Source organism: Variovorax paradoxus (assembly GCF_030815975.1).
GTDB lineage: Bacteria > Pseudomonadota > Gammaproteobacteria > Burkholderiales > Burkholderiaceae_C > Variovorax > Variovorax paradoxus_N.
The window spans coordinates 550,954-575,054 of sequence record NZ_JAUSXL010000001.1 but is presented as its reverse complement, the minus strand read 5'-3'; the positions used below and the strand labels follow the sequence as shown (position 1 = coordinate 575,054).

24 protein-coding genes are annotated in these 24,101 nt (G+C 67.2%); 14 read left to right on the top strand and 10 right to left on the bottom strand.

Annotated elements, in window-relative coordinates; all coding sequences use genetic code 11:
• Positions 1 to 264 precede the first annotated feature (264 nt).
• From QFZ47_RS02760 to argE, 4 genes are all read left to right on the top strand, one after another.
• On the top strand, positions 265 to 678 hold the full coding sequence (locus QFZ47_RS02760) for a RidA family protein (RefSeq protein WP_307654166.1): 414 nt from the start codon (positions 265 to 267) through the stop codon (positions 676 to 678).
• A gap of 5 nt (positions 679 to 683) precedes the next feature.
• Entirely contained in the window at positions 684 to 1,355 is a 672-nt protein-coding gene (locus tag QFZ47_RS02755) for a DUF1028 domain-containing protein (protein WP_307654165.1), read from the top strand.
• Between the two features lie 65 nt (positions 1,356 to 1,420).
• On the top strand, positions 1,421 to 2,380 hold the full coding sequence (locus tag QFZ47_RS02750; protein ID WP_124960798.1) for a LysR substrate-binding domain-containing protein: 960 nt from the start codon (positions 1,421 to 1,423) through the stop codon (positions 2,378 to 2,380).
• Between the two features lie 42 nt (positions 2,381 to 2,422).
• A complete protein-coding gene (gene argE, locus QFZ47_RS02745) occupies positions 2,423 to 3,580 on the top strand; it encodes an acetylornithine deacetylase (RefSeq protein WP_370880558.1) in 1,158 nt (385 codons plus the stop codon).
• Positions 3,581 to 3,583: 3 nt separating this feature from the next.
• Here argE and QFZ47_RS02740 read toward each other — a convergent pair whose 3' ends face one another.
• Complete coding sequence (locus QFZ47_RS02740) at positions 3,584 to 4,726, bottom strand: alpha-hydroxy acid oxidase (protein WP_307654163.1); 1,143 nt, start codon at positions 4,724 to 4,726, stop codon at positions 3,584 to 3,586.
• Positions 4,727 to 4,732: 6 nt separating this feature from the next.
• Positions 4,733 to 5,983, bottom strand: a complete 1,251-nt coding sequence (locus QFZ47_RS02735) for a flavin-containing monooxygenase (RefSeq protein ID WP_307654162.1) — start codon at positions 5,981 to 5,983, stop codon at positions 4,733 to 4,735.
• A 266-nt stretch (positions 5,984 to 6,249) separates the two neighbouring features.
• Here QFZ47_RS02735 and QFZ47_RS02730 point away from each other — a divergent pair, with 266 nt between their 5' ends.
• The 5 genes from QFZ47_RS02730 to QFZ47_RS02710 are packed head-to-tail and all read left to right on the top strand — an operon-like array spanning position 6,250 to position 10,487.
• Positions 6,250 to 7,398 (top strand): ABC transporter ATP-binding protein, encoded by a 1,149-nt coding sequence (locus QFZ47_RS02730; RefSeq protein WP_307654161.1) that lies wholly within the window; start codon positions 6,250 to 6,252, stop codon positions 7,396 to 7,398.
• Positions 7,399 to 7,449: 51 nt separating this feature from the next.
• Entirely contained in the window at positions 7,450 to 8,427 is a 978-nt protein-coding gene (locus QFZ47_RS02725; protein ID WP_307654160.1) for an NAD(P)H-quinone oxidoreductase, read from the top strand.
• A 2-nt stretch (positions 8,428 to 8,429) separates the two neighbouring features.
• On the top strand, positions 8,430 to 9,047 hold the full coding sequence (locus QFZ47_RS02720; RefSeq protein ID WP_307654368.1) for a glutathione S-transferase family protein: 618 nt from the start codon (positions 8,430 to 8,432) through the stop codon (positions 9,045 to 9,047).
• A gap of 7 nt (positions 9,048 to 9,054) precedes the next feature.
• Positions 9,055 to 9,528 (top strand): type II 3-dehydroquinate dehydratase, encoded by a 474-nt coding sequence (locus QFZ47_RS02715; protein WP_307654159.1) that lies wholly within the window; start codon positions 9,055 to 9,057, stop codon positions 9,526 to 9,528.
• Between the two features lie 2 nt (positions 9,529 to 9,530).
• Entirely contained in the window at positions 9,531 to 10,487 is a 957-nt protein-coding gene (locus QFZ47_RS02710; protein ID WP_307654158.1) for a 2-hydroxyacid dehydrogenase, read from the top strand.
• A gap of 80 nt (positions 10,488 to 10,567) precedes the next feature.
• On the opposite strand, the gene QFZ47_RS02705 is transcribed toward QFZ47_RS02710, so the two are convergent.
• The 7 genes from QFZ47_RS02705 to QFZ47_RS02675 all read right to left on the bottom strand — a co-directional run bounded on the left by QFZ47_RS02705 (position 10,568) and on the right by QFZ47_RS02675 (position 18,118).
• The gene (locus QFZ47_RS02705; protein ID WP_307654157.1) at positions 10,568 to 12,436 is read right to left on the bottom strand and encodes a TRAP transporter large permease; all 1,869 of its coding nucleotides are present in this window, start codon (positions 12,434 to 12,436) and stop codon (positions 10,568 to 10,570) included.
• Positions 12,433 to 13,446, bottom strand: coding sequence for a TRAP transporter substrate-binding protein (locus QFZ47_RS02700; RefSeq protein WP_307654156.1), 1,014 nt, complete (start codon positions 13,444 to 13,446; stop codon positions 12,433 to 12,435). The genes QFZ47_RS02705 and QFZ47_RS02700 overlap by 4 nt, the downstream gene beginning before the upstream one ends.
• A 61-nt stretch (positions 13,447 to 13,507) precedes the next feature.
• A complete protein-coding gene (locus QFZ47_RS02695; protein WP_307654155.1) occupies positions 13,508 to 15,124 on the bottom strand; it encodes an acyl-CoA synthetase in 1,617 nt (538 codons plus the stop codon).
• Complete coding sequence (locus QFZ47_RS02690; RefSeq protein ID WP_307654154.1) at positions 15,121 to 16,290, bottom strand: acetyl-CoA acetyltransferase; 1,170 nt, start codon at positions 16,288 to 16,290, stop codon at positions 15,121 to 15,123. The genes QFZ47_RS02695 and QFZ47_RS02690 overlap by 4 nt, the downstream gene beginning before the upstream one ends.
• Before the next feature lie 17 nt (positions 16,291 to 16,307).
• On the bottom strand, positions 16,308 to 17,144 hold the full coding sequence (locus QFZ47_RS02685) for an SDR family NAD(P)-dependent oxidoreductase (protein ID WP_307654153.1): 837 nt from the start codon (positions 17,142 to 17,144) through the stop codon (positions 16,308 to 16,310).
• Between the two features lie 28 nt (positions 17,145 to 17,172).
• On the bottom strand, positions 17,173 to 17,574 hold the full coding sequence (locus QFZ47_RS02680) for a PPC domain-containing DNA-binding protein (RefSeq protein ID WP_307654152.1): 402 nt from the start codon (positions 17,572 to 17,574) through the stop codon (positions 17,173 to 17,175).
• The gene (locus QFZ47_RS02675; protein ID WP_307654151.1) at positions 17,567 to 18,118 is read right to left on the bottom strand and encodes a PPC domain-containing DNA-binding protein; all 552 of its coding nucleotides are present in this window, start codon (positions 18,116 to 18,118) and stop codon (positions 17,567 to 17,569) included. The genes QFZ47_RS02680 and QFZ47_RS02675 overlap by 8 nt, the downstream gene beginning before the upstream one ends.
• Positions 18,119 to 18,235: 117 nt before the next feature.
• Here QFZ47_RS02675 and QFZ47_RS02670 point away from each other — a divergent pair, with 117 nt between their 5' ends.
• The gene (locus tag QFZ47_RS02670; protein ID WP_307654150.1) at positions 18,236 to 19,120 is read left to right on the top strand and encodes a LysR family transcriptional regulator; all 885 of its coding nucleotides are present in this window, start codon (positions 18,236 to 18,238) and stop codon (positions 19,118 to 19,120) included.
• On the opposite strand, the gene QFZ47_RS02665 is transcribed toward QFZ47_RS02670, so the two are convergent.
• Positions 19,106 to 20,056: a LysR family transcriptional regulator gene (locus QFZ47_RS02665; protein WP_307654149.1), complete on the bottom strand. Its 951-nt coding sequence runs from the start codon at positions 20,054 to 20,056 to the stop codon at positions 19,106 to 19,108. The genes QFZ47_RS02670 and QFZ47_RS02665 overlap by 15 nt on opposite strands.
• A gap of 112 nt (positions 20,057 to 20,168) precedes the next feature.
• Here QFZ47_RS02665 and QFZ47_RS02660 point away from each other — a divergent pair, with 112 nt between their 5' ends.
• The 4 genes from QFZ47_RS02660 (at position 20,169) to QFZ47_RS02645 (ending at position 24,042) form a co-directional block, all read left to right on the top strand.
• Positions 20,169 to 21,107 carry a dihydrodipicolinate synthase family protein gene (locus QFZ47_RS02660; protein ID WP_307654148.1) on the top strand — a complete coding sequence of 313 codons (939 nt, stop codon included), beginning with the start codon at positions 20,169 to 20,171 and terminating at the stop codon, positions 21,105 to 21,107.
• 67 nt (positions 21,108 to 21,174) lie between these two features.
• Positions 21,175 to 22,146, top strand: a complete 972-nt coding sequence (locus QFZ47_RS02655) for a Bug family tripartite tricarboxylate transporter substrate binding protein (RefSeq protein ID WP_307654147.1) — start codon at positions 21,175 to 21,177, stop codon at positions 22,144 to 22,146.
• Positions 22,136 to 22,843, top strand: coding sequence for an SDR family NAD(P)-dependent oxidoreductase (locus QFZ47_RS02650; RefSeq protein ID WP_307654146.1), 708 nt, complete (start codon positions 22,136 to 22,138; stop codon positions 22,841 to 22,843). Before QFZ47_RS02655 ends, QFZ47_RS02650 begins: the two co-directional genes overlap by 11 nt.
• A 32-nt stretch (positions 22,844 to 22,875) precedes the next feature.
• Positions 22,876 to 24,042 (top strand): mandelate racemase/muconate lactonizing enzyme family protein, encoded by a 1,167-nt coding sequence (locus QFZ47_RS02645; RefSeq protein ID WP_307654145.1) that lies wholly within the window; start codon positions 22,876 to 22,878, stop codon positions 24,040 to 24,042.
• Positions 24,043 to 24,101: the final 59 nt, after the last annotated feature.

The following is a 24,101-nucleotide window of genomic DNA, read 5'->3' as shown; positions in this document are numbered from 1 at the left end:
TCGGAGCTGGCAATCCGTCGGCGAGTTGCCTGAAGATGCAAGCGTTGCGCCAGCACCATGTCCACTCACCTCAGCGACCGGATGATGTGGAACTCGCGACCTGCGGCCAAGTCGCCTTTTACTTAGAGGTGCCTCAATTTTCCTGATGGGCGCGGGTCCGCGGGCAAAGCTCGGAAATTCCTAAACGGTCGCCCGGAAAATACAAATGGCACCGATGTCCGGCGCCGATGACCATTGCCGTTCCCGTCATCAGCCCTCAGCAACATGAAACACACCCGCATCCGGCCTTTCAATACCAAGGTCACGTACCCGGAACAGAAGCTCGACAACGACCTTTGCCAGGCCGTTGTCGCTCGAGGCAGCACCGTTTTCCTGCGCGGGCAGATCGGACAGGACCTTGAAACGTCCAAGAGCGTCTGTATCGGGGATGTCAGCGGTCAAGCAGAGCAGGCCATGGCGAACATAGCGATGCTGCTCAAGGAGGCCGGCGGCGAACTCCAGGACATCTGCAAGATCACGATCTACATCATCGATCCACGTTACCGCGAGGCCGTCTATCTCGTCGTGGGCCGCTGGCTGAAAGGGGTTTTCCCTGTATCGACAGGCATCGTGGTGTCTGCCCTGGCCCGTCCGGAATGGCTGGTGGAAATTGATGCCACGGCCATGATTCCCGACTGAGCCCCATGACGTTCTCCATCATCGCGCGCTGCCCCGCCACCGGGCAGTTCGGTGCCGCCGTTGCCTCGTCCTCCCCCGCAGTCGCCGCGCGTTGCATCCGCGGCCGCACGCACGTGGGCGCCGCCGCCAGCCAGAACATCACCGATCCGGACCTGGGCCCGCTCGCCCTGGACCTGCTCGCCAGCGGACTGACACCGGCGCAAGCGGTGGCCGAGTTGCAAAAGCGTCCCTTCATCGACTACCGCCAGGTGATGGCTATCGATGCGTCGAACCCGCCGGTGGTTTTCACCGGGGCCAAGGCGCTCGGCACCCTGGCCAGCGTGGTCGGCACGCATGCTGCCTGCGCCGGCAACATGCTGCTCACATGCGAGGTGCCCCAGGCGATGCTCTCGGCATTCGAGGGCGCCGAAGGCCCGCTGGCCGAACGCCTGATGCAGGCCATGCTCGCCGGCCAGGCGGCCGGTGGCGAGGAAGGCCCCGTGCATTCGGCCGGCCTGCTGGTCTACGGGGAGCAAAACTGGCCGATCGTGGATCTGCGGCTGGACTGGGTGGAGCTCGACCCGGTGCAGGCCCTCTACGCCACCTGGAAGGTGTACGAACCGCAGCTGCAGGCCTACATCACTCGGGCGCTCGACCCGCGCGCAGCCCCCAGCTTCGGGGTGCCTGGAAACCTCTGAAGGGCCGCCGGTACACTGGACTGTCAACGTCCCGCGCCGCTCCCCAGCCTCTTCTCTACCTCGACATGCTCAACCGCGTTTCCTTGCGCCAGATGGAGTACTTTGTCGCCACCGCGACGCACGGCAGCATCGCCGCTGCGTCGGCGCAGATCCATATCTCCTCGCCTTCGATCTCCGCGGCCATTGCGCATCTCGAGTCCGAACTCAACGTGCAGTTGTTCGTCCGCCATCCTTCCAAGGGACTGGGACTGACCGCCATCGGCACCCTGGTGCTGCGGCAGTGCGAAGACGTGCTCGACCAGTCCTCCCGCCTGTATGAGATCGCCTCGGATTCGAGCGATGTCATGCAAGGCGTTTTGCGGGTGGGCAGCTTCCAGTCGCTCACCGCCATGATTGCACCCGAGGTCATCTTCGGATTTTCTCGAGCGTTCGAGACGGTGGAAGTGGAGATGGTCGAAGGCGACCAGGTGGTCTTGATGAACAAGATCCGTGCGCTCGAGATCGATCTGGCGATCACCTACGACCTGCACCTGGGCGACGACATCGAGTTCGAAACCCTGGCGACGCTGCCGCCTTATGTGCTGGTGAGCGAACTGCATCCGTTGGCGCAGGAGAAGGCCGTCACGTTCGAGGAGCTGGCGGCCCAGCCCTACGTGCTGCTCGACCTGCCGATGAGCCGGGAGTATTTCACCTCGCTTTTCGCCAAGGCCGGCGTCACGCCGAACATCGTGGCGCGCTCGCGGTCCGAGGAAGTGGTGCGCTCCATGGTGGCCAACGGCATCGGGTATGCGCTGTTCAACGTGCGGCCCAAATCGAACCAGGCGCTCGACGGCAAACGCATGGTGCGTGTGCGCCTGGCCGGCACCAATCGCCCGATGCAGCTTGGCCTGGCCACGTACAAGCCGATGAAGCAGTCGCGGCTGACCCGTGTCTTCATGGAGCGCTGCCGCGCCTACATCTCCGACCAGTACATCCCCGGCATGAGCGCGGCGAGATTCTTCGACCCCCACATCGCAGCGCCCTGAAGCGCCCAACGCATCGCCATGGATCAAGAAAGTGCCGCAAGCATGTCCAGCATCTCGCTGCTGGAAACCCTGATTGCCTTCCCCTCGGTTTCCCTGAAACCGAATGTCGGGCTCATCCACAAGGTGCAAGAGATCCTGGCGAAAGCCGGCATCGAATCGACCCTTGCACCGGACCCACAGGACGCCACCAGGACCAACCTGTTCGCCACGGTGGGTCCGCAAGGCGTTCCGGGTGTCCTGCTCTCCGGACACACCGACGTGGTGCCCGTGGACGGTCAGCCCTGGACTTCGCCGCCCTTCGAGGCCACGCACAAGGATGGCCGCATCTACGGACGCGGCTCGGCCGACATGAAGGGCTTCGTCGCCTGCGCCGTCATCGCCATGGTGGCTGCGGCCCGCAGACCGCTGAGGCGACCTCTGCAACTGGCCCTGTCCTTCGACGAGGAGATCGGCTGCGTCGGCGTGCGTCACCTGCTGCGCCGGCTCGAGAACGACCTTCCCGCGCCCTACCTTTGCATCGTCGGCGAGCCCACCTTGATGCGTATCGGCACGGGTCACAAGGGCAAGTCCGCCTATCGGGCAGTCTGCTGTGGCCAGGCCGGCCATTCTGGCTTGGCGCCCAGATTCATCAACGCCGTCCACATGGCGAGCGACCTGGTCGCGTCGGTGCGCGAGGTACAGCGTGAACTGTCGGAGACCGGCCCTCGCGAGGAGGGCTACGGCGTGCCCTACTCCACGGTCCATGTCGGCGTGATCCACGGCGGACGGGCCCTGAACATCGTGCCCAGCGAATGCGAGGTCAGCTTTGAGATTCGCCATGTCTCGCAAGACCAGCCGGAGGAGATCCTGGCCCGCGTGCTGCAGCGCCTGGTCGACCGCGTGGCGGCCGATGCGGTGCATCCCGAGGCCTCCTTGCCGGACATCCAGCTGACCAACAGCTATCCCAGCCTGAGCACGCCCGAGGATTCGCCGGCCGTCGGCTTGCTCGGTTCCTTGCTGCCCCCCGGCACCCGCTGCACCAAGGTCGATTTCGGATCCGAGGGCGGCTTGTTCAAGCAGAGCTGGCGCGAAACCCCGGTGCTGATCTGCGGTCCCGGCAGCATCGAGGTGGCGCACAAGGCCGATGAATACGTGGAACTGTCGCAGATCGAAGCCTGCGACCGGATGATGGCCGCCCTCGTCGACTTCCTCTGCCAGTAGGCCTCAGCGCATGCGCAGGATTTCGCGGTCGACGCCGCGGACATCCGTCTTGCCGCAGAAGGCCATGGAGAGGTCGAGTTCGTTCTGAATGAGGTGCAAGGCCGTGGCAACGCCTTTCTCTCCCAGGGCGCCCAGGCCGTACATCATGGCGCGGCCGATGTAGGTGCCGCGCGCGCCGAGTGCGATCGCCTTCAGCACATCCTGCCCTGAGCGGATGCCGCCATCCATGTGCACCTCCACCTGTTGTCCGACGGCCTCCACGATGCGTGGCAGGGTGGAGATCGACGACGAGGCGCCATCGAGCTGCCGCCCGCCGTGGTTGGACACCACGATGGCATCGGCCCCGCTTTCCACCGCCAGCCGCGCGTCCTCGGGATCCTGGATGCCCTTGACGATCAGCTTGCCGTTCCAGCGCTTCTTGATCCATTCGATGTCTTGCCACGACAGGCGTGGATCGAACTGTTCCCGGGTCCACTCCACCAGCGAGCCGATGTTGTCCACGCCCTTCGCGTGCCCGACGATGTTGCCGAAACGGCGATGCCGGGTGCCCAGCATGTTCAAGCACCAGCGCGGCTTGCTCGCCAGGTTCACGAGGTTGCGCAGGGTCGGCCGAGGGGGAGTGGACAGCCCGTTCTTCTTGTCCTTGTGCCGCTGTCCGAATACCTGCAGGTCCATGGTGACCACGAGCGCGGAACAGTTGGCATTCCGGGCCCTCTCGATCAGGGCTTCCACGAACGTCCGGTCGCGCAGCACATAGAGCTGGAACCAGAACGGATGGCGGCCGGTCGCTTCGGCCACCGCCTCGATCGGGCAGATGCTCATGGTCGACAAAGTGAACGGTATGCCGAACTTCTGCGCCGCGCGCGCCGCCAGGATCTCGCCATCGGCATGCTGCATGCCGGCGAGACCCGTGGGCGCGATCGCCACCGGCATGCTGACCGCCTGGCCGACCATGGTGCTGGCGGTGCTGCGCTCGGTGATGTCCACCGCCACGCGCTGGCGAAACTCGATCTTGCCGAAGTCCTCTTCGTTGGCACGGTAGGTGTATTCGGTCCACGAGCCGCCATCCACGTAGTCGTAGAACATCCGGGGCACGCGTTTCTTCGCCAGGCGGCGCAGGTCTTCGATGCAGGTGATCTCGGCCATGCAGGCTCAGGTCTTGCCGTACGACATGTACGCGTCCTGGACCGCGATATGGTCGGCGATGTATTTCGCGTCGTGCCACACGCCGTAGATGAAGGACGAAGCGCGGTTGACCAGGTTCGGCAGTCCCAGGAAGTAGATGCCGCTCTCGGCGGAAATGCCCCGCTTGTGAAACGGCGCGCCCTTTTCATCGAAGGCATTGACCTTCAGCCAGCTGTAGTCGAAGGTGAATCCGGTGGCCCAGAGAATCGTCGTGATGCCGGCCTTGGCGAGATCCAGGCTCATGATCGGCTCCTTGAGGCAGTCCGGGTCCGGCAGCAGTTCCCAGGCTTCGGGCTCCGGCGCAAAGGGCAAGCCGTTCTGCTCAATGTAGGCATCCGCTTCGCGCAGCACGTCGAAGTACGCCTGGTCGCCTTCCGCAACATTCCTGGCCAGGCCTTCTTCGAACTCGATGACACCGTCCTTGTAGGTCTTGGTCAGGCCGACCAGCGTCACGCCCATGTGCGCAAGGCGACGGAAATCGACCGTCTTGCCCCCCTCGTAGCCACTGACGGCGAACGCGACGTGCTGCTTCTTGGGCTTGATCTTGACCTCGTCCCACAGGCCCAGGGCACCCAGCCACCAGCAGTAGTCGCGGCCGCGGTAGGAACGCGGCGGGCGGTAGTGCTCTCCCACCGAGAGATAGACCGTCTTGCCCGCCTTGCGCAACTCCTCGGCGATCTGCGAGCCGGAGGCACCCGCCCCCACGACCAGCACGGCGCCTTCCCGCAACTGACCCGGGTTCTTGTACACCGAGGAATGCAGCTGCTGGATGCTGTCGGTTTCGGGAACGATCTTCGGATAGGCCGGAATCTGGAAGGGACCGGTGGCCGCAACGACGTTGGTCGCTTCGATGACCCCCTCGGAGGTCGTGACCTTGAAGCCCGGGCGACCCACGTTGCGCTCCACCTGCTTGACGTCGACACCGGTGCGTACGGGCGCCTTCAGCATGGCGGCGTAGTCCTCGAAATACTGCGCCATGCGCTCTTTCGGTGGAAATGCCTCCGGCGAAACTCCTTCGAACTTCAACCCTGGAAAACGGTCATGCCAGGCGGGGCCATTTGCGACCAGGGAATCCCAACGCTCCGAGCGCCAACGTTCCGCGATCCGCTTGCGCTCCAGCACCACATGCGGCACACCCACGAGCGAAAGATGCTCGCTCATGGCGATGCCGGCCTGACCCGCGCCGACCACCAAGGTATTGATTTTTTCCACTGACATTTGTGTTTCCTAAAGAAGATCGCCACTGATGCAGGTCGCCAGGCAAGCCTGGAGACACCAGCCATCGATGCAGGCGAGTCTGAAGAAGCACACCGCATTTGAAAATCACGTTTTTCGGATTCAGGGCTTAGGAAAAAGCAAAGCGCTGCCCGCAAGGCCCTCGCTGGGACCTGTGCCCCGCGGCCATCGAGACCTTTCGTTTTTCCGAGGGGCCGCATCAAATTTGGCAAAGGACCGGACACGGACCCTTGGCTTATCGTTCGAGCATGAAAGTAGTCCACTCCGACCCTGCAGCGCAGCCCAGCCTTTCGCATCCGCAGGCCGACACAGCCGTCAGCCTGGAAGGCGTGGTCAAGAAGTACCACGACCAGACCGTGCTGCACGAGGTCTCGCTGAAGATCAAGCGTGGCGAATTCCTTACCCTGCTGGGTCCGTCGGGCTGCGGCAAGACGACGCTGCTCAACCTGATCGCGGGCTTTGCCGAGGCCGACAGCGGCGAGATCTTCATCGAGGGGCAGCCGGTGACCAGCGATCCGCCGCACAAGCGGCAGATCGGCATCGTCTTTCAGAACTACGCGCTCTTTCCGCACATGACCGTGGAGCGCAACATCGGCTATGGCCTGCGGATGCGGGGCGTACCCAAGGACGAGGTGGCCCAGCGCGTCAAGGAAGCGATGGCCATGGTCAAGCTCACCGGTCTGGGGCACCGCAAGCCGCGCGAACTCTCCGGTGGCCAGCAGCAGCGTGTGGCGCTGGCGCGCGCACTGATCATCCAGCCCAAGGTGCTGCTGCTCGACGAGCCCTTCTCTGCCCTGGACAAGAGCTTGCGCGGCTCGATGCAGGTCGAGATTCGCGAGATCCAGCGCCGCCTGGGCCTGACGACGGTCTTCGTCACCCACGATCAGGGCGAGGCGCTGGCGATGTCGGACCGCATCGCCGTGATGTCGGCCGGCGTCATCCGCCAGATCGCATCGCCGGCCGACCTGTACCGCAGTCCGCAGGATCCGTTCGTGGCGTCCTTTCTTGGCGACGTGAACATCCTGCCGGCCCACTACCACGGCAAGACCGCCCACGAGATCCAGCTGCGCCTGGGCTCCGGCTATCTCAGCCTTCCGCAGGCCCGACTGGTCGATGCATCGCACGAAGGCGAAAGGCTGGACGTCTACGTCCGGCCGGAACACATCCTGCTGGAGAACCTGCATGCCGGTTCGGTCCTGAGCGGCACCGTAATCCACCATGTCTTCCAGGGTGACCACATCAACACCTACGTGGATGTGGATGTTCCGAGGACGGCCCGGCAGGTGGTCACGGTGCGCAGTGCAGGCCTGGGCGCCATGCAGCATTGGCCCGTCGGCTCGGTCGTCGGACTGGCGCTTCTCGATGAGGGCATCAGCGTCTTCAGCTCCCGAAAGTAACAGCCCCCGGCAAACCCCATGACCGACATCAGAACCTCCCTTCCAAGTTCAATGCAAGCCATCGTCGCCCGGGAGCCCGGCGATGCCAGCGTGCTGGTGCTGGCCGAGCGCCCCATGCCCGTCCCCGGCGCCGGCGAAGTCCTGCTGCGCGTGCTGGCCGCCGGCATCAACCGGCCCGATGTCATGCAGCGCCAGGGCATCGCCAAGCCCGCGCCCGGCATCACCGATATCCTCGGACTGGAGGTGTGTGGCGAGGTGGTCGCCTGCGGCCCGGGTGCCGACAGCGCGCTGGTGGGCCAGCGGCTCATGAGCCTGGTGCCCGGTGGAGGCTATGCGCCGTGGTGCACGGCGTCGGTCGATCATTCCTTCGTCGTGCCGGCCCCTCTGTCCGACATCGAGGCCGCGGCCTTGCCCGAAGGACTCTTCACCGTCTGGCACAACCTGTTCGAACTCGGGCGTCTGGCGATGGGCGAGACGGTGCTCATCCACGGCGCCGCGGGCGGCATCGGCACCCTGGCGATCCAGATGGCCCATGTGGCCGGCTGCACGGTCATCGTGACCGACAGCGATGAAGCCCGGTTTCCCGAACTGAAGGCCCTCGGCGCCGATCTGGCGATCTGCTGGCCCACCACCGACTTCACCCAGGCCTGCCTGGACTACACCGCGGGGCGTGGAGTGGACGTGGTGCTCGACATCGTCGGCGGCGACTATGTGCGCCGCAATCTTCAAGCCATGGCTTTCGGCGGACGGCATGTCAGCCTGTCTTTCATGCAGGGCTCGGCGGTCAGCATCGAACTGCTGACACTGATGCAGCGCCAGCTGAGCCTGCACTCCTCCACCATGCGTCCGCAAAGCCACGCCGAAAAGGCCCGCATGGCCAAGCGCCTGGCCCACCACGTCATGCCGCTGCTGAGAAGCCGGTGGATCGCGCCGCGCATCCACGCCACTTTTCCGGTCGGCGAGGCCGCGGCATCGCATGCCATGCTGGAAAGCGGCAAGGTGTTCGGCAAGCTGGTGCTGGTGCCCTGATGATGAAACTCCTCTTTGCTCCGACCTCGCCCTTCGTGCGAAAGGTCATGGTGTGTGCGCATCTGACCGGACAGGCCGAGAAAATCCAACTCCTGGACAGCGCCGCTCATCCGGTTCGACGCGACCCGCGCATCGCGGCTCACAACCCGCTCGCCAAGGTGCCGACCCTGATCCTGCAAGACGGTCAGGTCCTCTACGACAGCCGCGTGATCTGCGAGTACCTGGCCAGCCAAGCGGACGCAGGGACGATATTTCCCGCGTCCGGCGCCGATCGATGGACGGCGCTCAGCCGCCAGGCGCTGGGCGATGGCCTGCTCGACGCCGCGCTGCTGGCGCGCTACGAGCTGACGGCGCGTCCCCCCGAATTCCAGTGGCCCACCTGGCGCGAGGCCCTGTTGACCAAAGTCACGGCCTGCCTCGCCTCGATCGAAACCATTGCATCCGAGCTGGCCCACGACAAGCCCACCATCGGCGAGATCACCGTCGGCTGCGCATTGGGGTATCTGGACTTCCGATTTCCCGAGCTGAACTGGCGCGCGAAATGCGGCATCGCCGCCCGTTGGAACGAAGCTTTCCAGCGCCTGCCCGCCATGCAGGCCACCCAACCCTACGAAGCTTGAGAAAACGATGACCGAAACCTCGAATCCTCCCATCTCCGTCTGGTTCCTGAACGGCCCCAACGCCAACCTCTACGGCCTGGATTCCACCAAGAACTACGGCACGGACAGTTTCCCCGTCCTGCAGTCGCGCTGCGAGCAAAAGGCCGCCTCGCTGGAGGTCCGCCTGCGCTTTCTGCAGTCGAACCATGAAGGACAGCTGATCGACTGGATCCAGGAAGCCCGCGGCGTCGCGGACGGCATCGTCATCAATGCGGCCGGTTTGACCTACACGTCCATCCCCATCCTGGATGCCCTGCTGTCTTTTCCCGGGAAGATCATCGAAGCCCACATGAGCAATATCTGGAAGCGCGAGCCCTTCCGCCATCACTCCTACATATCCAAGGTGGCGGATGGTGTCATTGCCGGACTTGGCGGAGACGGCTATGAACTCGCCATCGAGGCCGTCGCGCGCCTGGTGCGAAAGAACAAACAGGTTTCTTGAAGATGACGTTTCCTGAAGCAGCGGCTGTCGGCACCCTGGCCTTCTATAGCGACTTCGACGATTTCCAGACCTGGAAGAAGGCGCTTCAGACCCAGCTTCCGGCACTCCAGGTGATTCACGCAAGCCAGACCGAGCGGCCGGAAGAGATCGACTACGCCATGGTCTGGAAACCCCCGCAGGGCATTTTCGAACGCATGACGAACCTGCGGCTGATCATCAACCTGGGCGCCGGAGTCGACTCGCTGGTGGGACGCGACGACCTCCCAGGGAACGTTCCCATCACCCGGATTACCGATCCGCAGATGTCGCGAATGATGGCCGGGTATGTCCTGTTCGCGGTGCTCCGGCACGCCCGAGATATTCCGGTCTTCGAGCAGGCCCAGCGCTCAGGCCGGTGGGCCTATCGCCACCCGCGTTCGCCGGAGGAAATAACCGTCGCGGTGCTGGGACTGGGGCATTTGGGAGCCAAGGCAGCGCATGAAATTCAGCGCCAGGGGTTCAGAACACTGGGCTGGTCGCGCAGCCTTGCGCAGATCGATGGCGTGGAGTGTTCGGCCGGCATGGAGACGCTCGATTCCGTGATTGGCCAAGCGGACATCGTCGTCCTGATGCTGCCGCTCACGCCGCAGACAAGGCATCTCTTCGATCGCGCCCGCCTCGAAAAATTACGGCCCGGCGCTGCATTCGTCAACGTCGCCAGGGGCACCCTGGTGGATCAGGCCGCGTTGACGGAACTCCTCCAGAGTGGCCACATCGGCGCGGCAACGCTGGATGTCTTCGAGCACGAACCCCTGCCGACCGGAGATGCGCTGTGGAGCATGCCCAACGTGCTCATCACCCCGCACCTCGCATCAGTGGCCATCCCGTCATCCTCGGCCAAGCAGATCGCGGCCAACATCCTCCGCGTCTCAGCCGGCGACCTGCCCGACAACATCGTCGAGCCATCCCGCGGATATTGACGAGGCTGGCAACCACGCAGCAGCGGAATCCGAGGACTCTTTCATCCTCGGGGCCTGAAGCCCTCGAAACGCTGGCCCCCTCAAAGAAACCCAATGGACAGCCAAGGAATCGCCGCCACCGCAATCGTCCCCACCAGCAGCGCCACCATGTAGCCCGCAATCGGCCGGATGCCCGCGTCGGGATGCACGCGTCCGATCGCGCAGGCCGCGTAGTAGCCCACGCCCAGCGGCGGCGCGAACAGGCCGAGGCCCATCGACAGCACCACCACCATCGCGTAGTGCACCTCGTGGATGCCCAGCTGCCGCGCGATGGGAAACAGGAGCGGGCCGAACAGCACGATGGCCGGAATGCCCTCGAGCACGCTGCCCAGCACCACGAAGATCACCAGCGATACCGCCAGGAACATCGGCGCGCCGCTGGGCAGGCCGGTCATCGCTTCGGCCAGCAGGCGCGAGAAGCCCGATTGCGTGAGGCCCCAGGCCATGGCCGTCGCGGTGCCGATGATCAGCAGGATGGCGCCCGAGAGCGATGCCGTCGCGACGAGCATCGGCCCCAGCCGCTTCCAGTCGAACTGCCGGTACACGACGAGCCCCGCGACCACGGCATACACGATGCCGATGGTCGAGACCTCGGTCGCGGTGGCCACGCCCTCGACCACCGCCGCGCGAATCACGAACGGCAAGGCCAGCGCCGGCAGCGCCACCACGGCGAGCCGGCCGACCTCGCGCCACGGCGCGCGCACGACCTGGCCCAGGTCCTCGCCGCGGCAGCGAAAGTACACGACCACGCACAGCATCAGCCCCAGCACCACGGCCGGCAGCAGGCCGCCCGTGAACAAGGCGGCGATCGACACGCCCGTGACCGAACCGATGGTGATCAGCACCAGGCTGGGCGGCACCGTCTCGGTCTGGGCACCGGTCGCGGCCAGCAGCGCGACAAGCTCGCCTTCGCTCGCGCCGCGCTGCTTCATCTCGGGAAAAAGCGCCGGCGCCACCGCCGCCATGTCGGCCGCCTTGGAGCCCGAGATGCCCGACACGAGATACATCGCCCCCACCAGCACGTACGACAGCCCGCCCTTCACATGCCCCAGAAGGCCCGCGAGGAATGCGACCATGGCCTTGGCCATGCCGGTCATCTCGATCAGCAGCCCGAGGAACACGAACAGCGGCACCGCCAGCAGGATCAGGTGCGACATGCCCTCGTCCATGCGGCCCACGATCACGGGCAGCGCCGTGTCGGTGGCCAGCGCCAGATAGCCGAAGGTGCCGAGACCGAACGAAAAGGCAATGGGAATGCCCGCGAGCACGCCCGCCAGCACCACGCCGACGAAGAACACCAGCAGGTTCAGCCGCCCGAGGTCCTGGAACACCGAGCGGCCCAGCGTGAACGCCACGATCAGCACGGCCACGATCGCCACCGCCTTGGCCGTGATCCGCCACTCCACGTCGCGCAGCAGCCTGAGCACCGCGAACAGCCCCATCAGCCCGATGCCCACCGGCAGCGCCGCGGCCCGCCATGCATTCGAGATGTTCAGCGCGGGCGTGGTGATGAAGCGCTCTTCCGATGCGTACTCCCACGCCGGCCACGCCACCATCGCCAGGAACGCGAGCGCCGCGCACAGCGCCAGGGCTTCGAACAGCGGGCGCCGCGACGGCGGCTGCATCGAGACCAGCGCGGTCATGCGCATGTGCTCGCCGCGCCGCAGCGCGACCACCGCGCCCAGCATCGCGAGCCAGATGAACAGGATCGATGCCAGCTCGTCGGACCAGACCAGCGGGCTGTGGAACACGAAGCGTGCCAGCACGCCCGCGAGCAGCACGGCCACGTCGGCCAGCACCAGGCCGCCGGCCGCGATGTCGACCAGCGTCCCGAGCCGGCGCTCGATGGCGGACAGCCGGGGCGCGTCCACGCGCGCGCCGGCCGCCAGGCCGAGGGCCGGCCCGCTCATGCAAGCTTGCCCGCGCTGCGCTCGAGCAGCGCCCAGGCCTCGTCGCCGTACTTGGCCTTCCACTCGCCGTAGAAGCCGGCCTTGCGCAGCTGGTCGCGGAAGGCGGCGGAATCCGGCTGGTTGAAGGCCATGCCCTTGGCGGCCAGTTCCTTCTGCAGCCCGGCGTTGAGTTCGGCCACGTCGGCGCGCTCCTTCATGCCGGCCGCATTGATGTGCTTCGCCACCACGGTGCGCAGCTCGGCGGGCAGCTTGTCCCAGGCGCGGCGGTTGGCCAGGAACCAGAAGCCGTCCCACATGTGGTTGCTCAGCGAGCAGAACTTCTGCACCTCGTAGAGCTTGGCCGTCGCGATGATGGCCAGCGGGTTCTCCTGCCCGTCGACGATCTTGGTCTGCAGCGCCGAATACACCTCGGCAAAGTTGATGGACGTGGGCGCGGCCTCGAGCGCCTTGAACATCGAGGTCCACAGCGGCGACACCGGCACGCGGATCTTGAAGCCCTTCATGTCCTGCGGCCCGGCAATGGCCCGGCTCGACGACGTGATCTGCCGGAAGCCGTTGTCCCAGATCTTCTCCATCGGCACGATGTTGGCCTTGGCGATCTGCTGGCGGATATGAGCACCCAGCTCGCCGTCCATGGCCTTCCACACGCTCGCGTAGTCGTTGAAGGCAAAGCCCACGCCGCTGATCGATGCGGACGGCACGAGCGTGGACAAGATCAGCCCCGACAGCGTGAAGAACTCGACGCCGCCCGAGCGCAGCTGGCTCAGCATGTCGGTGTCGGAGCCCAGCTGGTTGCTCGGGAAGATCTGGATGTCGACGCGGCCGCCGGTCTCGGCGCGGATGGCGTCGGCCATCTCCTTGGCGCGGATGTTCAGCGGATGCGTGACCGGCAGGTTGTTCGCGTACTTGTAGTTGAACTCGGCCTTCTGCGCGAAGGCCCGGTGCATGGGCACGGCGAGGCTGGCGGCGAGTGCCGTCGATCGAAGCACGGTGCGGCGGGTGATGCTCATGGTTTGTCTCCTTGTCCTTTTGTATGAATGGATCTGGTCGTCCGGGTCAGCGTCGATGTGATCAGATGGTGGCGATCTCCTTCACCTCGCCGCGTTCGACGAGCCGCTTGCGGATGTCGGCCTTGGCGACCTTTCCGTAGCCGGACTTCGGCAGCGCATCCCAGAAGAAGATGTGCCGCGGCCAGCGGTACTTCGCGCAGCGGCCGTCCAGGTGCTGCAGCAGCTGCTCGGCCGTGAGGCCGGGCTGCGAAGACACGATCACCGCCACGCCCACCTCGCCCCACTTCTCGTCCGCGATGCCGAGCACCGCCACTTCGCGCACGGCCGGATGCATCAGCAGAATTTCCTCCACCTCGCGCGGGTACACGTTGGAGCCGCCCGAGATGTACATGTCGGATTCGCGGCCGGTGATATAGAGCAGCCCGCGCGCGTCCATGCGGCCGAGGTCGCCGGTGTGGAACCAGCCGCCCTGCAGCGCCTTCTGCGTGGCCTCGGGGTTGTTGAAATAGCCCGCGAACACGGCCGGCCCGCGGCAGCAGATCTCGCCCACGGTGCTCGCGGGCACCGGCTGCATCCGCGCGTCGAGGATGGCCACTTCCATGCCGGTGCGGGCCCGGCCGCAGCAGCCGATGTGGGCGTCCGGATCGTCGTCGTCGGCCGCATGCATGGCCGGCGGCAGCACCGTGATGCAGCCCGTGACCTCGCCCAGCCCGAAGTACTGCACCAGCACCTTGCCCAACTTCTGCAGCGCGCGCTTCTGGTCCGCGCGGTACATCGGTGCGCCCGCATAGACCACGTAGCGCAGCGAACCGTGGTCGAACCGGTCGACGGCCGGGTCTTCCACCAGCATCTTGACGATGGTCGGCACGGTGAAGACGTTGGTCACGCGGTGCCGCTCCACCAGCGCCCAGAAGGTGGCCGGCTCCAGCCTGTCGGAGGCGAGCAGCACCGTCGCCGCGCCGCGGGCCACGTTGAGCAGCGCATGGATGCCCGCACCATGCGACAGCGGCGCGACGGCGATCGAGCAGTCGTGCTCGGTGGTGCCCGGGATCAGGTCGGCCAGGTGGCTGGTCACGACGAAGGCCATCTGCCCGTGCGTGAGCACGGCGGCCTTCGGGCGGCCCGTGGTGCCCGAGGTGTAGAAGTACCACAGCGGCTGGTCGGCATCGACCTGCGCCATCGCCGCGGGCGCATCGGCGTTGGCCGCGAGCAGCGGCTCGTAGCCGTGTTCACCGGCGCGCGGAAGGCCGATCGTGATGACCGAGCGCAGATGCGAAGACGCGGCCTTCACCGCCTCCACATGCTCGGCAAAACAGTCCTCGGCCAGCATCACGCTCGCCTCGCTCGCGCTGCCCAGGTAGGCGACCTCGGGCGGCGTGAGCCGGAAGTTGACCGGCACCCACACGGCACCCAGGCGGAAGGCGGCCCAGCAGCTCTCGAACAGCGCCGGGTTGTTGCGCGACATCACGAGCAGCTTGTCGCCCGGCCGCATGCCGAGCGATCGCAGCGCCTGCACCAGCGCATCGACGCGGGCGTCGATCTTGCGCCAGGTCCACTGCCGCTCGCCCTGGATCAGCCCCGGCCGGTCCGGAAACAGCGCGGCCGTCTGCGACAGCAGGGCGGACAGGTTCATCGCCCGCGCTTGGCTCACGGGTGCACCGCTTGGCGCTGCACTCATGCGGCCTCCAGCACGCTCAGGTAGTTGGCAACGGCCGCACCGCCCATGTTGAAGACCGCGCCCGGCTTGCCCGAGCCGACCTGCATGTCGCCCGCGAGGCCGGCCAGCTGCATCGCAGCCATCACATGCTGCGACACACCCGTGGCGCCGATCGGATGACCGCGCGACTTCAGCCCGCCTGACGGGTTGACGGGCAGCCGACCGTCCTTGCGGCTCACGCCATCGAGGATCACGCGCGCGCCCTGCCCGTGCGGCGCCAGGCCCATGGCTTCGTACTCGAGCAGCTCCGCAATGGTGAAGCAGTCGTGCGTCTCGACGAAGCCCAGATCATGAAGCGACAGCCCCGCCGCGGCCAGCCCCCGCTGCCACGCGAGCGCCGCGCCCTCGAAGCGGGTCGGATCGCGGCGCGACAGCGGCAGGTAGTCGTTGACCTGCGTGCGCGAGCGCCAGCGCACCGCCGGCACCGTCGCCGACGCGATCGGCCCGGCCGAGATGACCAGCGCCGCCGCGCCGTCGGACACCAGCGAGCAGTCGGAGCGCTTGAGCGGACCCGCGACAAACGGGTTCTTCTCCGACGGCTGGCGGCAGAAGCCGAAACCCAGGTCGCGCCGCATGTGCGCAAAGGGGTTGTGCACGCCGTTCGCGTGGTTCTTGGCCGAGATGGCGGCCAGCGCATCGCTCTGGTCGCCGAAGCGCTCGAAGTACTCGCCCGCGATCTGGCCGAACACACCGGCAAAGCCCGCCGGGGTGGCGCCCTCTTCCTTGACATAGGAGCAGCGCAGCAGCGTCTCGGCGATGCGCGGGCCGGGCACGGCATTCATGATCTCGAAGCCGACCACCAGCGCATGCCGCACCCGCCCACACTGCACCGCATCGAGTGCGGCCCAGATCGCGGCCGAGCCGGTGGCGCATGCGTTTTCCATGCGCACTGCGGGAACGTGGCGCAGCTCGGGCAGCGCCAGGCCCACCAGCGATGCGCTGAAGTCCTGCGGCAGGAAGCCGCTGTTGAAGTGGCCGACGAAGATGCCGTCGATGTCGGCCGCGGCGAGCCCCGCGGTTCGCAGCGCGGGCTCGACCGCGGACCGGATGAGTGCTTCGCTGTCCACGGCATCGAGCTTGCCGAAAGGCGTGTGTCCCCAGCCGATGATGCAGGCGTTGGTGGTCATTGGGCGGTCCTTTCTTGTCAGGCGTGGTCGGCGGCAGGCACGTGCAGGCCCCGGCGCAGGGTCGGCAGGCCGACGCCGGCGGCATCGAAGCCGCCATCGACAGCCAGCACCTGGCCGTTGATGAAGCTCGCGTCGTCGCTGCACAGGAAGCCCACGGCGTTGGCCATTTCTTCCGGCGTGCCGTAGCGGCCGAGCGGAATGGTGTCGTAGTAGTCGGAGCGGATCGCCACGCTGTGCACGAGCTTGGCCATCTCGGTTTCCACCGGCCCCGGCGCGATCACGTTCACGCGCACGCCGGCGTTGCCCAGCTCCACCGCATGCTGCTTGGTCAGGTGGATGAGCGCTGCCTTGCTGGTGCCGTAGGCGACCCGCAGCGTGCTGGCGCGCAGCCCGGAGATGGAGGCGATGTTCACCACCGCGCCGCTCCCGCGCGCGACCATCAGCACGCCGAAGGCCTGCGTGCACAGGAACGCGCCGTCCAGGTTGGTGCCGAGCACGGTGCGCCACTCCTCGAAGGAGGTCTGCAGCACCGGCTTGAACACCGCCACGCCGGCGTTGTTGACCAGCGCGTCGACACGGCCGAAGCGCTCGACCACGGCCTTGGCGGCGCTGTCGACCTGCGACGGCTTCGACACATCGCAGTGCAGGCCCAGCACCTTCGCAGGCTGCGCGAGCTCGGCCACTGCCTGGTCGAGCGTGGCGCCGTCGATGTCGAGCAGCGCGACGCTGTAGCCGTGCGCCAGGAACCAGCGGCCGATGGCCAGGCCGATGCCGCGCGCGCCTCCGGTGACGACGGCGACGCGGGATGAAGAAGATGAAGAAGATGAAGAAGATGAAGTGGAGAGATCGGTCATTGATTGGAATTTCTGCAGTGGAAAAAAATCAGTTGTTGCCGGGCGATGGCAGCCACTCCTCGAGCGTGACTTCGAAGGTGACGCAGACGGCATTGGCCCCCGCCACGAACGGGCCGCCGTACAGGTGGCCCTGCGTGTCCGCCACCACGCCGGTGAGCGCGGCGCGCAGCGAGCCGTCGGGCTGCGAGCGCACCTCGCCGGCCAGGCTCACGATCTCGGCCGCCGGCCCGCGGATCACCTGGCAGGAACCGTCGGCGCGCTCGAGGCAGGCATCGACAAGACTGCCGAGCGCGCCGCGCACGAAGGCATTTCCGAAGCCTTCCGCGAGGCAGAGCTTCTCGATGCTGGAGACGAGGTCTTCGTTGGGCGCGATGCGCGCATAGGCCACGCGGCCCATGCGCCCGCTTTCAATCATGCGCATCTCAGCCATGGATGCGCCTGGCCTGGGGCCGCATCAGCGGCATGCGGGTTTCATCGTCGTAGACCACGCGCAGATCGAAGCTGTCGAGTGCGGTGACCACCGCGGTGACGCTGCGGCGTCCGACCACCGTCCGCTCGGTCAGGATGTGGCCGCCGCGCACCGCGCCGTCGGCGGTGCGGAAGGCGCCATGGCAATGGACCACCGGCGTGCCGCTGGCGGAACTGCCCAGCGTCGCGTTGCCGAATATGAAGCAGGCGCCGTGCACCGTGTGCGGTGCGCCGTAGGTCGCGAGCACCCGGCCGGTCGGGTCGGGCAGTGCGAGGCAGAAGCCAAGCTCGGCCAGCTCGCCGCCGAGCAGCGTCATCGACGCGCTGGCCACGCCTTCGTCCGCCAGCGCCTGCACGAAGCTCTCGTGCAGCGTTCGGCCGCCGGGCAGCGAGAGCCGGAAGTGCCGGCCCTTCTCGTCGCGCATGCGATCGATGCGCACGGGCCGGAAAGGCCCCGGATGCACCACGGTGCGCGAGCGTGGCAGCCCCATCAGTTTCTCGACCATCGCAGCGTCTCCTTGCCGCGCCGTTCGGATCGACAGCGCTGGTGGAACAAAGTCTAGAAGTTGACATCGATAGCAACAAATTTAGAATTCGTATCGATCAATACAAAATTCAGATCGATGGAAATCCGCCACCTCCGCTGCCTGGTCGCCGTTGCCGAGGAGCTGCACTTCGGGCGCGCGGCGCAGCGCCTCAACCTCTCGCAGCCTCCCGTGAGCCTCGCGATCAAGGAGATGGAGGAAGAACTCGGCGTCACGCTGTTCGAGCGCACCTCGCGCCGCATTGCGATCACGCGCGCGGGCGAAGAAGCGCTTCGCGACGCACGCGCGGTGCTGCTCGGCATGGACACTTTGCGCCGGCGCGCGCAGGAGGCCGCGGCCGGGCTCATGGGATCGATCTCCATCGGCTTCATCAGCCTGCCGGCCTACTCCTTCCTGCCGCGGGTGCTGCGGCAGTTCTCCGATGAGAACGAGCGGGCCGAGATCGCGCTGTGGGAAGGCACGACCGACCAGATCATCAACGACGTCGAGTCCGGCCGGCTCGACGTGGGCCTGGTGCTGCAGCCTTCGAGCATGCCCGCCTCGTTGGGCTCGCGGCTGGTGCAGAAAGACGCGCTGATCCTCGCGATGCCCGAGGCGCATCCGCTGGTGCGGCCCGGCAGCATCGCGCTCGAGAAGTTCTCGGGCGAGCGCTTCCTGGGCTTCGAGCGCCACTTCGGACCGCAGGTGTTCGATGCGATCGTGGCCACCTGCATGCGGCGCGGCTTCAGCCCGCGGCTGTTTTCGGCGCGCCAGATGCACACCATCGTCAGCCTGGTCTCGGGCGGCCTGGGCGTGGCGCTGGTGCCGGCCTGCGTCAAGGCGCTGCACCGCGAGGGCGTGGCGTACCGCTCGCTCAAGGGCGAGAAGACCTACATCGACACCCTCGCGGTATGGCGCAAGGCGGACGATTCGCCGCTGGTGCGCACGCTGCTGGCGCTGCTGCCGACGCTAAGCAGCGTGTGAAGGCTGGGCCGCGGCGCCGTCCCTCACCAGCTCCCACAGCGCCTCGGCCACGGGCGCCATGTGGGCCAGCTGACGGTACAGCCGGATGTCCACCGGCACCCGCCAGCCGCCCGCGCCGGCATCCACCAGCGCGCCGCCGCGCAGGTCGTCCGCCACCAGGCTCATCGGCAGCCACGCGAGGCCGCGCCCTTCGAGCGCCATGGTCCGCAGCAGCGCCGCATGGTGTGCCGTGAAGACCACCGACAGCGACGGCGCGAAGTCCTTGCCGAACTCGCTGTCCTGGATCGCCCGCATGATCCGACCCAGCCCCGAGGCTTCGCTGTAGGCCAGCACCGAAGGCGCCTGCGGCGCGCCCAGCGCATGCTGCGGCAGGCCGCGCGCGTCCGGCGCGGCCACCGGCACGAGCACGTCGTCGCTCAGGCGCAGCATGGGGTACTGCGCCTCGTCGAGCCGGCCGGGCGCCTGCGCATGGCCGTGGCACAGCACGAACTGCACGCGACGCTGCAGCATCAGGTCTTCGCAGGCCTGCGAGCTGTCGGAGATGGTCTGGATCGGCCCCAGGCTCAGCCGCGCTTCCACGCTGGCCAGCCAGCGCGGAAAGAAGGTCAGCGACAGCACGTGCGTGGCGGCGAAGCTCAGGCTTGCCGCGGCCAGGTCGTGCGCGGCGCGCGCCTTGATGCGCGCCGCCTCCAGCGCGGCCAGCACCTCCTGCAGCAGCGGCTGGAAGCGCTTGCCCGCCGCCGTGAGCGCGGCCGGGTGCGCGCTGCGGTCGAACAGATCGACACCCACCCACTCCTCGAGCGCGCGGATGTGGCGGCTGAAGGCCGGCTGGGCGATGGAGCGCGCCTGCGCCGCGCGCGAGAAATTGCCGCTCTCGGCCAGGGCCAGGAAGTCTTCCAGCCATTCGAGGTCGAGGGGTCGGTTGCCGGGGCCCATGCGCAGTGCGAGCGGTTGAATAGTTGTATGCGATTCGAGTATTGGACGGTGCATGCCCCGCCGGCCAAAGATGCACGCATTCCTGCACCTTGAACCCCAACGGAGACACAGCATGCCTTCCATCGCGAATTATCGCGGGATCATCCCCGCCATTTCCTGCCCCTTCACCACCGACCACCGCATCGACGAGCCGGCGCTGCGCAAGCTGGCCTCCTGGCTCGCGGGGCACGACGGCGTGGTGGCGGTCATGACCAACGGCCACACCGGCGAGGTGTTCTCGCTGACCCCGGCCGAACGCGCGGAGGTGACCCGCATCGTCGCCGACGAGCTGCGCGGCCGCATGCCGGTGATCTCGTCGATCGTCTGCGAGGGCCTGGCCGAGGCCGCCGAGCATGCGCGCGCCGCCCAGGCCGCCGGCGCGGCCGCGCTCGACGTAATGCCGCCGCACCACTGGCTGCGCTTCGGCTTCACGCCCGGCCATGCGCTGCAGTACTTCGAGGCCATCCACCGCGCCGCGCCGGAGCTCGACCTGGTCTGCCACGTGTACCCGGCCTGGACCCGCGCCTCCTACTCGTCGCAGCTGCTGGCCGAGCTGGCCCGCCTGCCCTACCTGCAGGCCTTCAAGGTCGGCCAGCGCGACATGAACAAGTACGCCCGTGACATCCAGGCGATCCGCGAGGCCGACGCCTCCAAGGCCATCCTCACCTGCCACGACGAGTACCTGCTGGCCTCGATGGTGCAGGGCGTGGACGGCGCGCTGGCCGGCTTCGCGACCTTCATTCCGCAACTGATCATCGACCTGTGGAACGCCGTGAAGGCCGGCGACCTGAAGAAGGCGATGGCGGTGCAGGCCCTCATCACGCCGCTGAAGGACGCCGTGTACGGCGGCGGCGAACCCACCGGCGAGGCGCATGCGCGCATGAAGGGCGGCATGTACCTGGCCGGCGTGCTCGACAACGCCACGGTGCGCCCGCCGACCGAGGCGCCGAACGCGCGCGAGATGGAGGCGCTGCGCGCCGCCGTCGCGCAGGCCGGCCTGTCGAAGCGCTGACTGAACTGAACACGCGCGGCCCGGCGCCGCCGGGCCCGTTCCCGAAAAACACAAGGAGACAAGAGACATGCAACGCAACCATTTCCTGCGCGCCGCGCTCGCGGCCCTCGCGCTCGCCGCGGCGTCCTCCGGCTTCGCGCAGACCCAGCCCTGGCCCACCCGGCCGGTGCGCGTGGTGATCCCGTTCCCGCCGGGCGGCACGCTCGACACCGTCGGCCGCCTGCTCGCGCAGAAGCTCGGCGACCAGATGGGCCAGCCCTTCATCGTGGAGAACCGGCCCGGCGGCAACGGCATCATCGGCGCCGACGTGGTGTCGAAGGCGCCGGCCGACGGCTACACGCTGCTGTTCAACGCCTCGACCTTCACCACCGCGCCCATGACGATGAAGTCCGTGCCCTACGAGGTCGCCAGGGACTTCACGCCGGTGGCGCTGGTCGCCAAGGCGCCGCTGTCGGTGGCCATCAACAAGAACCTGCCGATCACCGACATCAAGTCGCTCATCGCCTACGCCAAGGCGCACCCGGGCAAGATGACCTTCGCGGTGGGATCGACCGGCTCGGCGGGCCACCTGTCGACCGAGCTGCTCAAGCGCGCGGGCGGGCTCGACTACCTGATCGTGCCGTACAAGGGCACGGCGCCGGCCTTCCAGGACCTGATCGGCGGACAGATCGACGGCTTCATCGACCCGATCCTCGGCTCGCTGCAGTACCACAAGAGCGGCATGCTGCGCGTGGTGGCCGTCACCTCGGCCAACCGCGCCACCAGCCTGCCGAACGTGCCCACCGTGGCCGAGAGCATTCCGGGCTACGAGTTCTACAGCTGGTACGGCCTGTGGGGCCCGGCCAAGCTGCCGGGCGCGATCACGCAGCGGCTCAATGCCGAGGTGAACAAGGCGCTGGGCACCGACATGCGCGAGACGCTGAACGCGCAGGGCCTGCTGCTCACGCCGGGCAGCGTGGACGACTTCGCCAAGTTCCAGCAGGCCGACATGGAGCGCTCGAAGAAGATCATCGTGGAGGGCAACATCCGTGTCGAATGAAGCCAAGGCCGCCCCGCTTGCCGTGGTGACGGGCAGCAGCAGCGGCATCGGCCGCGCCATCGCGCTGCACCTGCTCGAGGAAGGCTGGCGCGTGAGCGGGCTCGACCTGGCGGCGCCCACGCTCTCGCATGCGGGCTTCGCGCACGCGGCGGTCGACCTGTCGGACGCCGCGGCCATCGCGCGCGCCACATCCGCGCTTCAGGAGACCGATGCGCTGGTGCATGCGGCCGGCGTGCTGCGCGTCGGCCCGCTGGGCCAGCTCGACCACGCGGGTGGCGAGCTGATGTGGCGCCTGCACGTCGACGCAGCCACGCGGCTGGCCGATGCGCTGGTGCCCGCGATGGCCGCGCGCGGCCATGGCCGCGTGGTGTTCGTCGGCAGCCGCGTGGCGCACGGCATGCCCGGCCGCGGCCAGTACGCCGCCACCAAGGCGGCGCTGGTCGCGCTCGCGCGCAGCTGGGCGGCGGAAGTGGCCGCAAGCGGCGTCACCCTCAACGTGGTGTCGCCCGGCGCCACGCAGACCGCGATGCTGCAGGACCCGGCGCGCGCGGCCAGCGCGCCGCGCCTGCCGCCCATCGGCCGGCTGATCGAGCCCGCGGAAGTCGCCGCGCTGGTCGCCTTTCTTCTCTCGGCGCCGGCCGCGGCCATCACCGGCCAAGACATCGCCATCTGCGGCGGTGCATCGCTGCACCGCTGAGTCCTCTTCTTTTTTCTACAGCCACAAGCACCATGAAGATCGTCAACATCCTCGAGTCCACGCGCCCCATCAAGTCGGACATCCGCAACGCCTACATCGACTTCTCCAAGATGACCCTGAGCCTGGTGGCCGTGGTCACCGATGTGATCCGCGACGGCAAGCCCGTCATCGGCTACGGCTTCAATTCGAACGGCCGCTACGGCCAGGGCGGACTGATCCGCGAGCGCTTCCTGCCGCGCCTGCTCGAGGCCGAGCCGGCCTCGCTCCTCGACGAGACCGGCGACAACCTCGATCCGCACAAGATCTGGGCCCGCATGATGATCAACGAAAAGCCCGGCGGCCACGGCGAGCGCTCGGTGGCCGTGGGCACCATCGACATGGCCGTGTGGGACGCGGTCGCCAAGATCGCCGGCCAGCCGCTCTACCAGCTGCTGGCCGAACGCTACGGCAGCGGTACGCCGAACCCGCGCGTGTTCGTCTATGCCGCGGGCGGCTACTACTACCCCGGCAAGGGCGTCGAAGGCCTGCAGCGCGAGATGACGAGCTACCTGGAGCGCGGCTACTCGGTGGTCAAGATGAAGATCGGCGGCGCCACGCTGGCGGAAGACTGCGAGCGCATCGAGTCGGTGCTCAAGATCCTCGGCCCCGGCCAGCAACTGGCCGTGGACGCCAACGGCCGCTTCGACCTGGCCACCGCCATCGACTACGGCCGCGCGCTCTCGCAGTACCCGCTCTTCTGGTACGAGGAAGCCGGCGACCCGCTCGACTACGAGCTGCAGGCGAAGCTCGGCGAGGTCTACGCCGGCCCCATGGCCACGGGTGAGAACCTGTTCTCGATGCAGGACGCGCGCAACCTGATCCGCCATGGCGGCATGCGGCCCGACCGCGACTGGCTGCAGTTCGACTGCGCGCTGAGCTACGGGCTGGTGGAGTACCTGCGCACGCTCGACATGCTGAAGGACCACGGCTGGTCGCCCTCGCGCTGCATTCCGCACGGCGGCCACCAGATGTCTCTGGCCATTGCGGCGGGCCTGGGCCTGGGCGGCAACGAAAGCTACCCCGACCTGTTCCAGCCCTACGGCGGCTTTCCAGACGGCGTGAAGGTGCAGAACGGCCATGTCACGCTGCCGCCGCTGCCCGGCATCGGTTTCGAGGGCAAGGTCGACCTCATCGCCGAGATGCGCGCGCTCGCGGGTTAACCCGAAGGGTTTCATTCCACGCGATGCAGCGCGAGAGATGTAGCCGTAGGGATTACATC

What these genes read in the sequence shown, in the direction of transcription:
- QFZ47_RS02730 (WP_307654161.1), top strand. Translation starts at nt 6,250, where the DNA reads ATGAAAGTAGTCCACTCCGACCCTGCAGCGCAGCCCAGCCTTTCGCAT.
- QFZ47_RS02680 (WP_307654152.1), bottom strand. Translation starts at nt 17,574, where the DNA reads ATGGCTGAGATGCGCATGATTGAAAGCGGGCGCATGGGCCGCGTGGCC.
- QFZ47_RS02665 (WP_307654149.1), bottom strand. Translation starts at nt 20,056, where the DNA reads ATGGGCCCCGGCAACCGACCCCTCGACCTCGAATGGCTGGAAGACTTC.
- QFZ47_RS02645 (WP_307654145.1), top strand. Translation starts at nt 22,876, where the DNA reads ATGAAGATCGTCAACATCCTCGAGTCCACGCGCCCCATCAAGTCGGAC.
- QFZ47_RS02685 (WP_307654153.1), bottom strand. Translation starts at nt 17,144, where the DNA reads ATGACCGATCTCTCCACTTCATCTTCTTCATCTTCTTCATCTTCTTCA.
- QFZ47_RS02705 (WP_307654157.1), bottom strand. Translation starts at nt 12,436, where the DNA reads ATGAGCGGGCCGGCCCTCGGCCTGGCGGCCGGCGCGCGCGTGGACGCG.
- QFZ47_RS02660 (WP_307654148.1), top strand. Translation starts at nt 20,169, where the DNA reads ATGCCTTCCATCGCGAATTATCGCGGGATCATCCCCGCCATTTCCTGC.
- QFZ47_RS02700 (WP_307654156.1), bottom strand. Translation starts at nt 13,446, where the DNA reads ATGAGCATCACCCGCCGCACCGTGCTTCGATCGACGGCACTCGCCGCC.
- QFZ47_RS02715 (WP_307654159.1), top strand. Translation starts at nt 9,055, where the DNA reads ATGACCGAAACCTCGAATCCTCCCATCTCCGTCTGGTTCCTGAACGGC.
- QFZ47_RS02670 (WP_307654150.1), top strand. Translation starts at nt 18,236, where the DNA reads ATGGAAATCCGCCACCTCCGCTGCCTGGTCGCCGTTGCCGAGGAGCTG.
- QFZ47_RS02655 (WP_307654147.1), top strand. Translation starts at nt 21,175, where the DNA reads ATGCAACGCAACCATTTCCTGCGCGCCGCGCTCGCGGCCCTCGCGCTC.
- QFZ47_RS02760 (WP_307654166.1), top strand. Translation starts at nt 265, where the DNA reads ATGAAACACACCCGCATCCGGCCTTTCAATACCAAGGTCACGTACCCG.
- QFZ47_RS02690 (WP_307654154.1), bottom strand. Translation starts at nt 16,290, where the DNA reads ATGACCACCAACGCCTGCATCATCGGCTGGGGACACACGCCTTTCGGC.
- QFZ47_RS02740 (WP_307654163.1), bottom strand. Translation starts at nt 4,726, where the DNA reads ATGGCCGAGATCACCTGCATCGAAGACCTGCGCCGCCTGGCGAAGAAA.
- QFZ47_RS02710 (WP_307654158.1), top strand. Translation starts at nt 9,531, where the DNA reads ATGACGTTTCCTGAAGCAGCGGCTGTCGGCACCCTGGCCTTCTATAGC.
- argE (WP_370880558.1), top strand. Translation starts at nt 2,423, where the DNA reads ATGTCCAGCATCTCGCTGCTGGAAACCCTGATTGCCTTCCCCTCGGTT.
- QFZ47_RS02675 (WP_307654151.1), bottom strand. Translation starts at nt 18,118, where the DNA reads ATGGTCGAGAAACTGATGGGGCTGCCACGCTCGCGCACCGTGGTGCAT.
- QFZ47_RS02720 (WP_307654368.1), top strand. Translation starts at nt 8,430, where the DNA reads ATGAAACTCCTCTTTGCTCCGACCTCGCCCTTCGTGCGAAAGGTCATG.
- QFZ47_RS02735 (WP_307654162.1), bottom strand. Translation starts at nt 5,983, where the DNA reads ATGTCAGTGGAAAAAATCAATACCTTGGTGGTCGGCGCGGGTCAGGCC.
- QFZ47_RS02695 (WP_307654155.1), bottom strand. Translation starts at nt 15,124, where the DNA reads ATGAGTGCAGCGCCAAGCGGTGCACCCGTGAGCCAAGCGCGGGCGATG.
- QFZ47_RS02725 (WP_307654160.1), top strand. Translation starts at nt 7,450, where the DNA reads ATGCAAGCCATCGTCGCCCGGGAGCCCGGCGATGCCAGCGTGCTGGTG.
- QFZ47_RS02750 (WP_124960798.1), top strand. Translation starts at nt 1,421, where the DNA reads ATGCTCAACCGCGTTTCCTTGCGCCAGATGGAGTACTTTGTCGCCACC.
- QFZ47_RS02755 (WP_307654165.1), top strand. Translation starts at nt 684, where the DNA reads ATGACGTTCTCCATCATCGCGCGCTGCCCCGCCACCGGGCAGTTCGGT.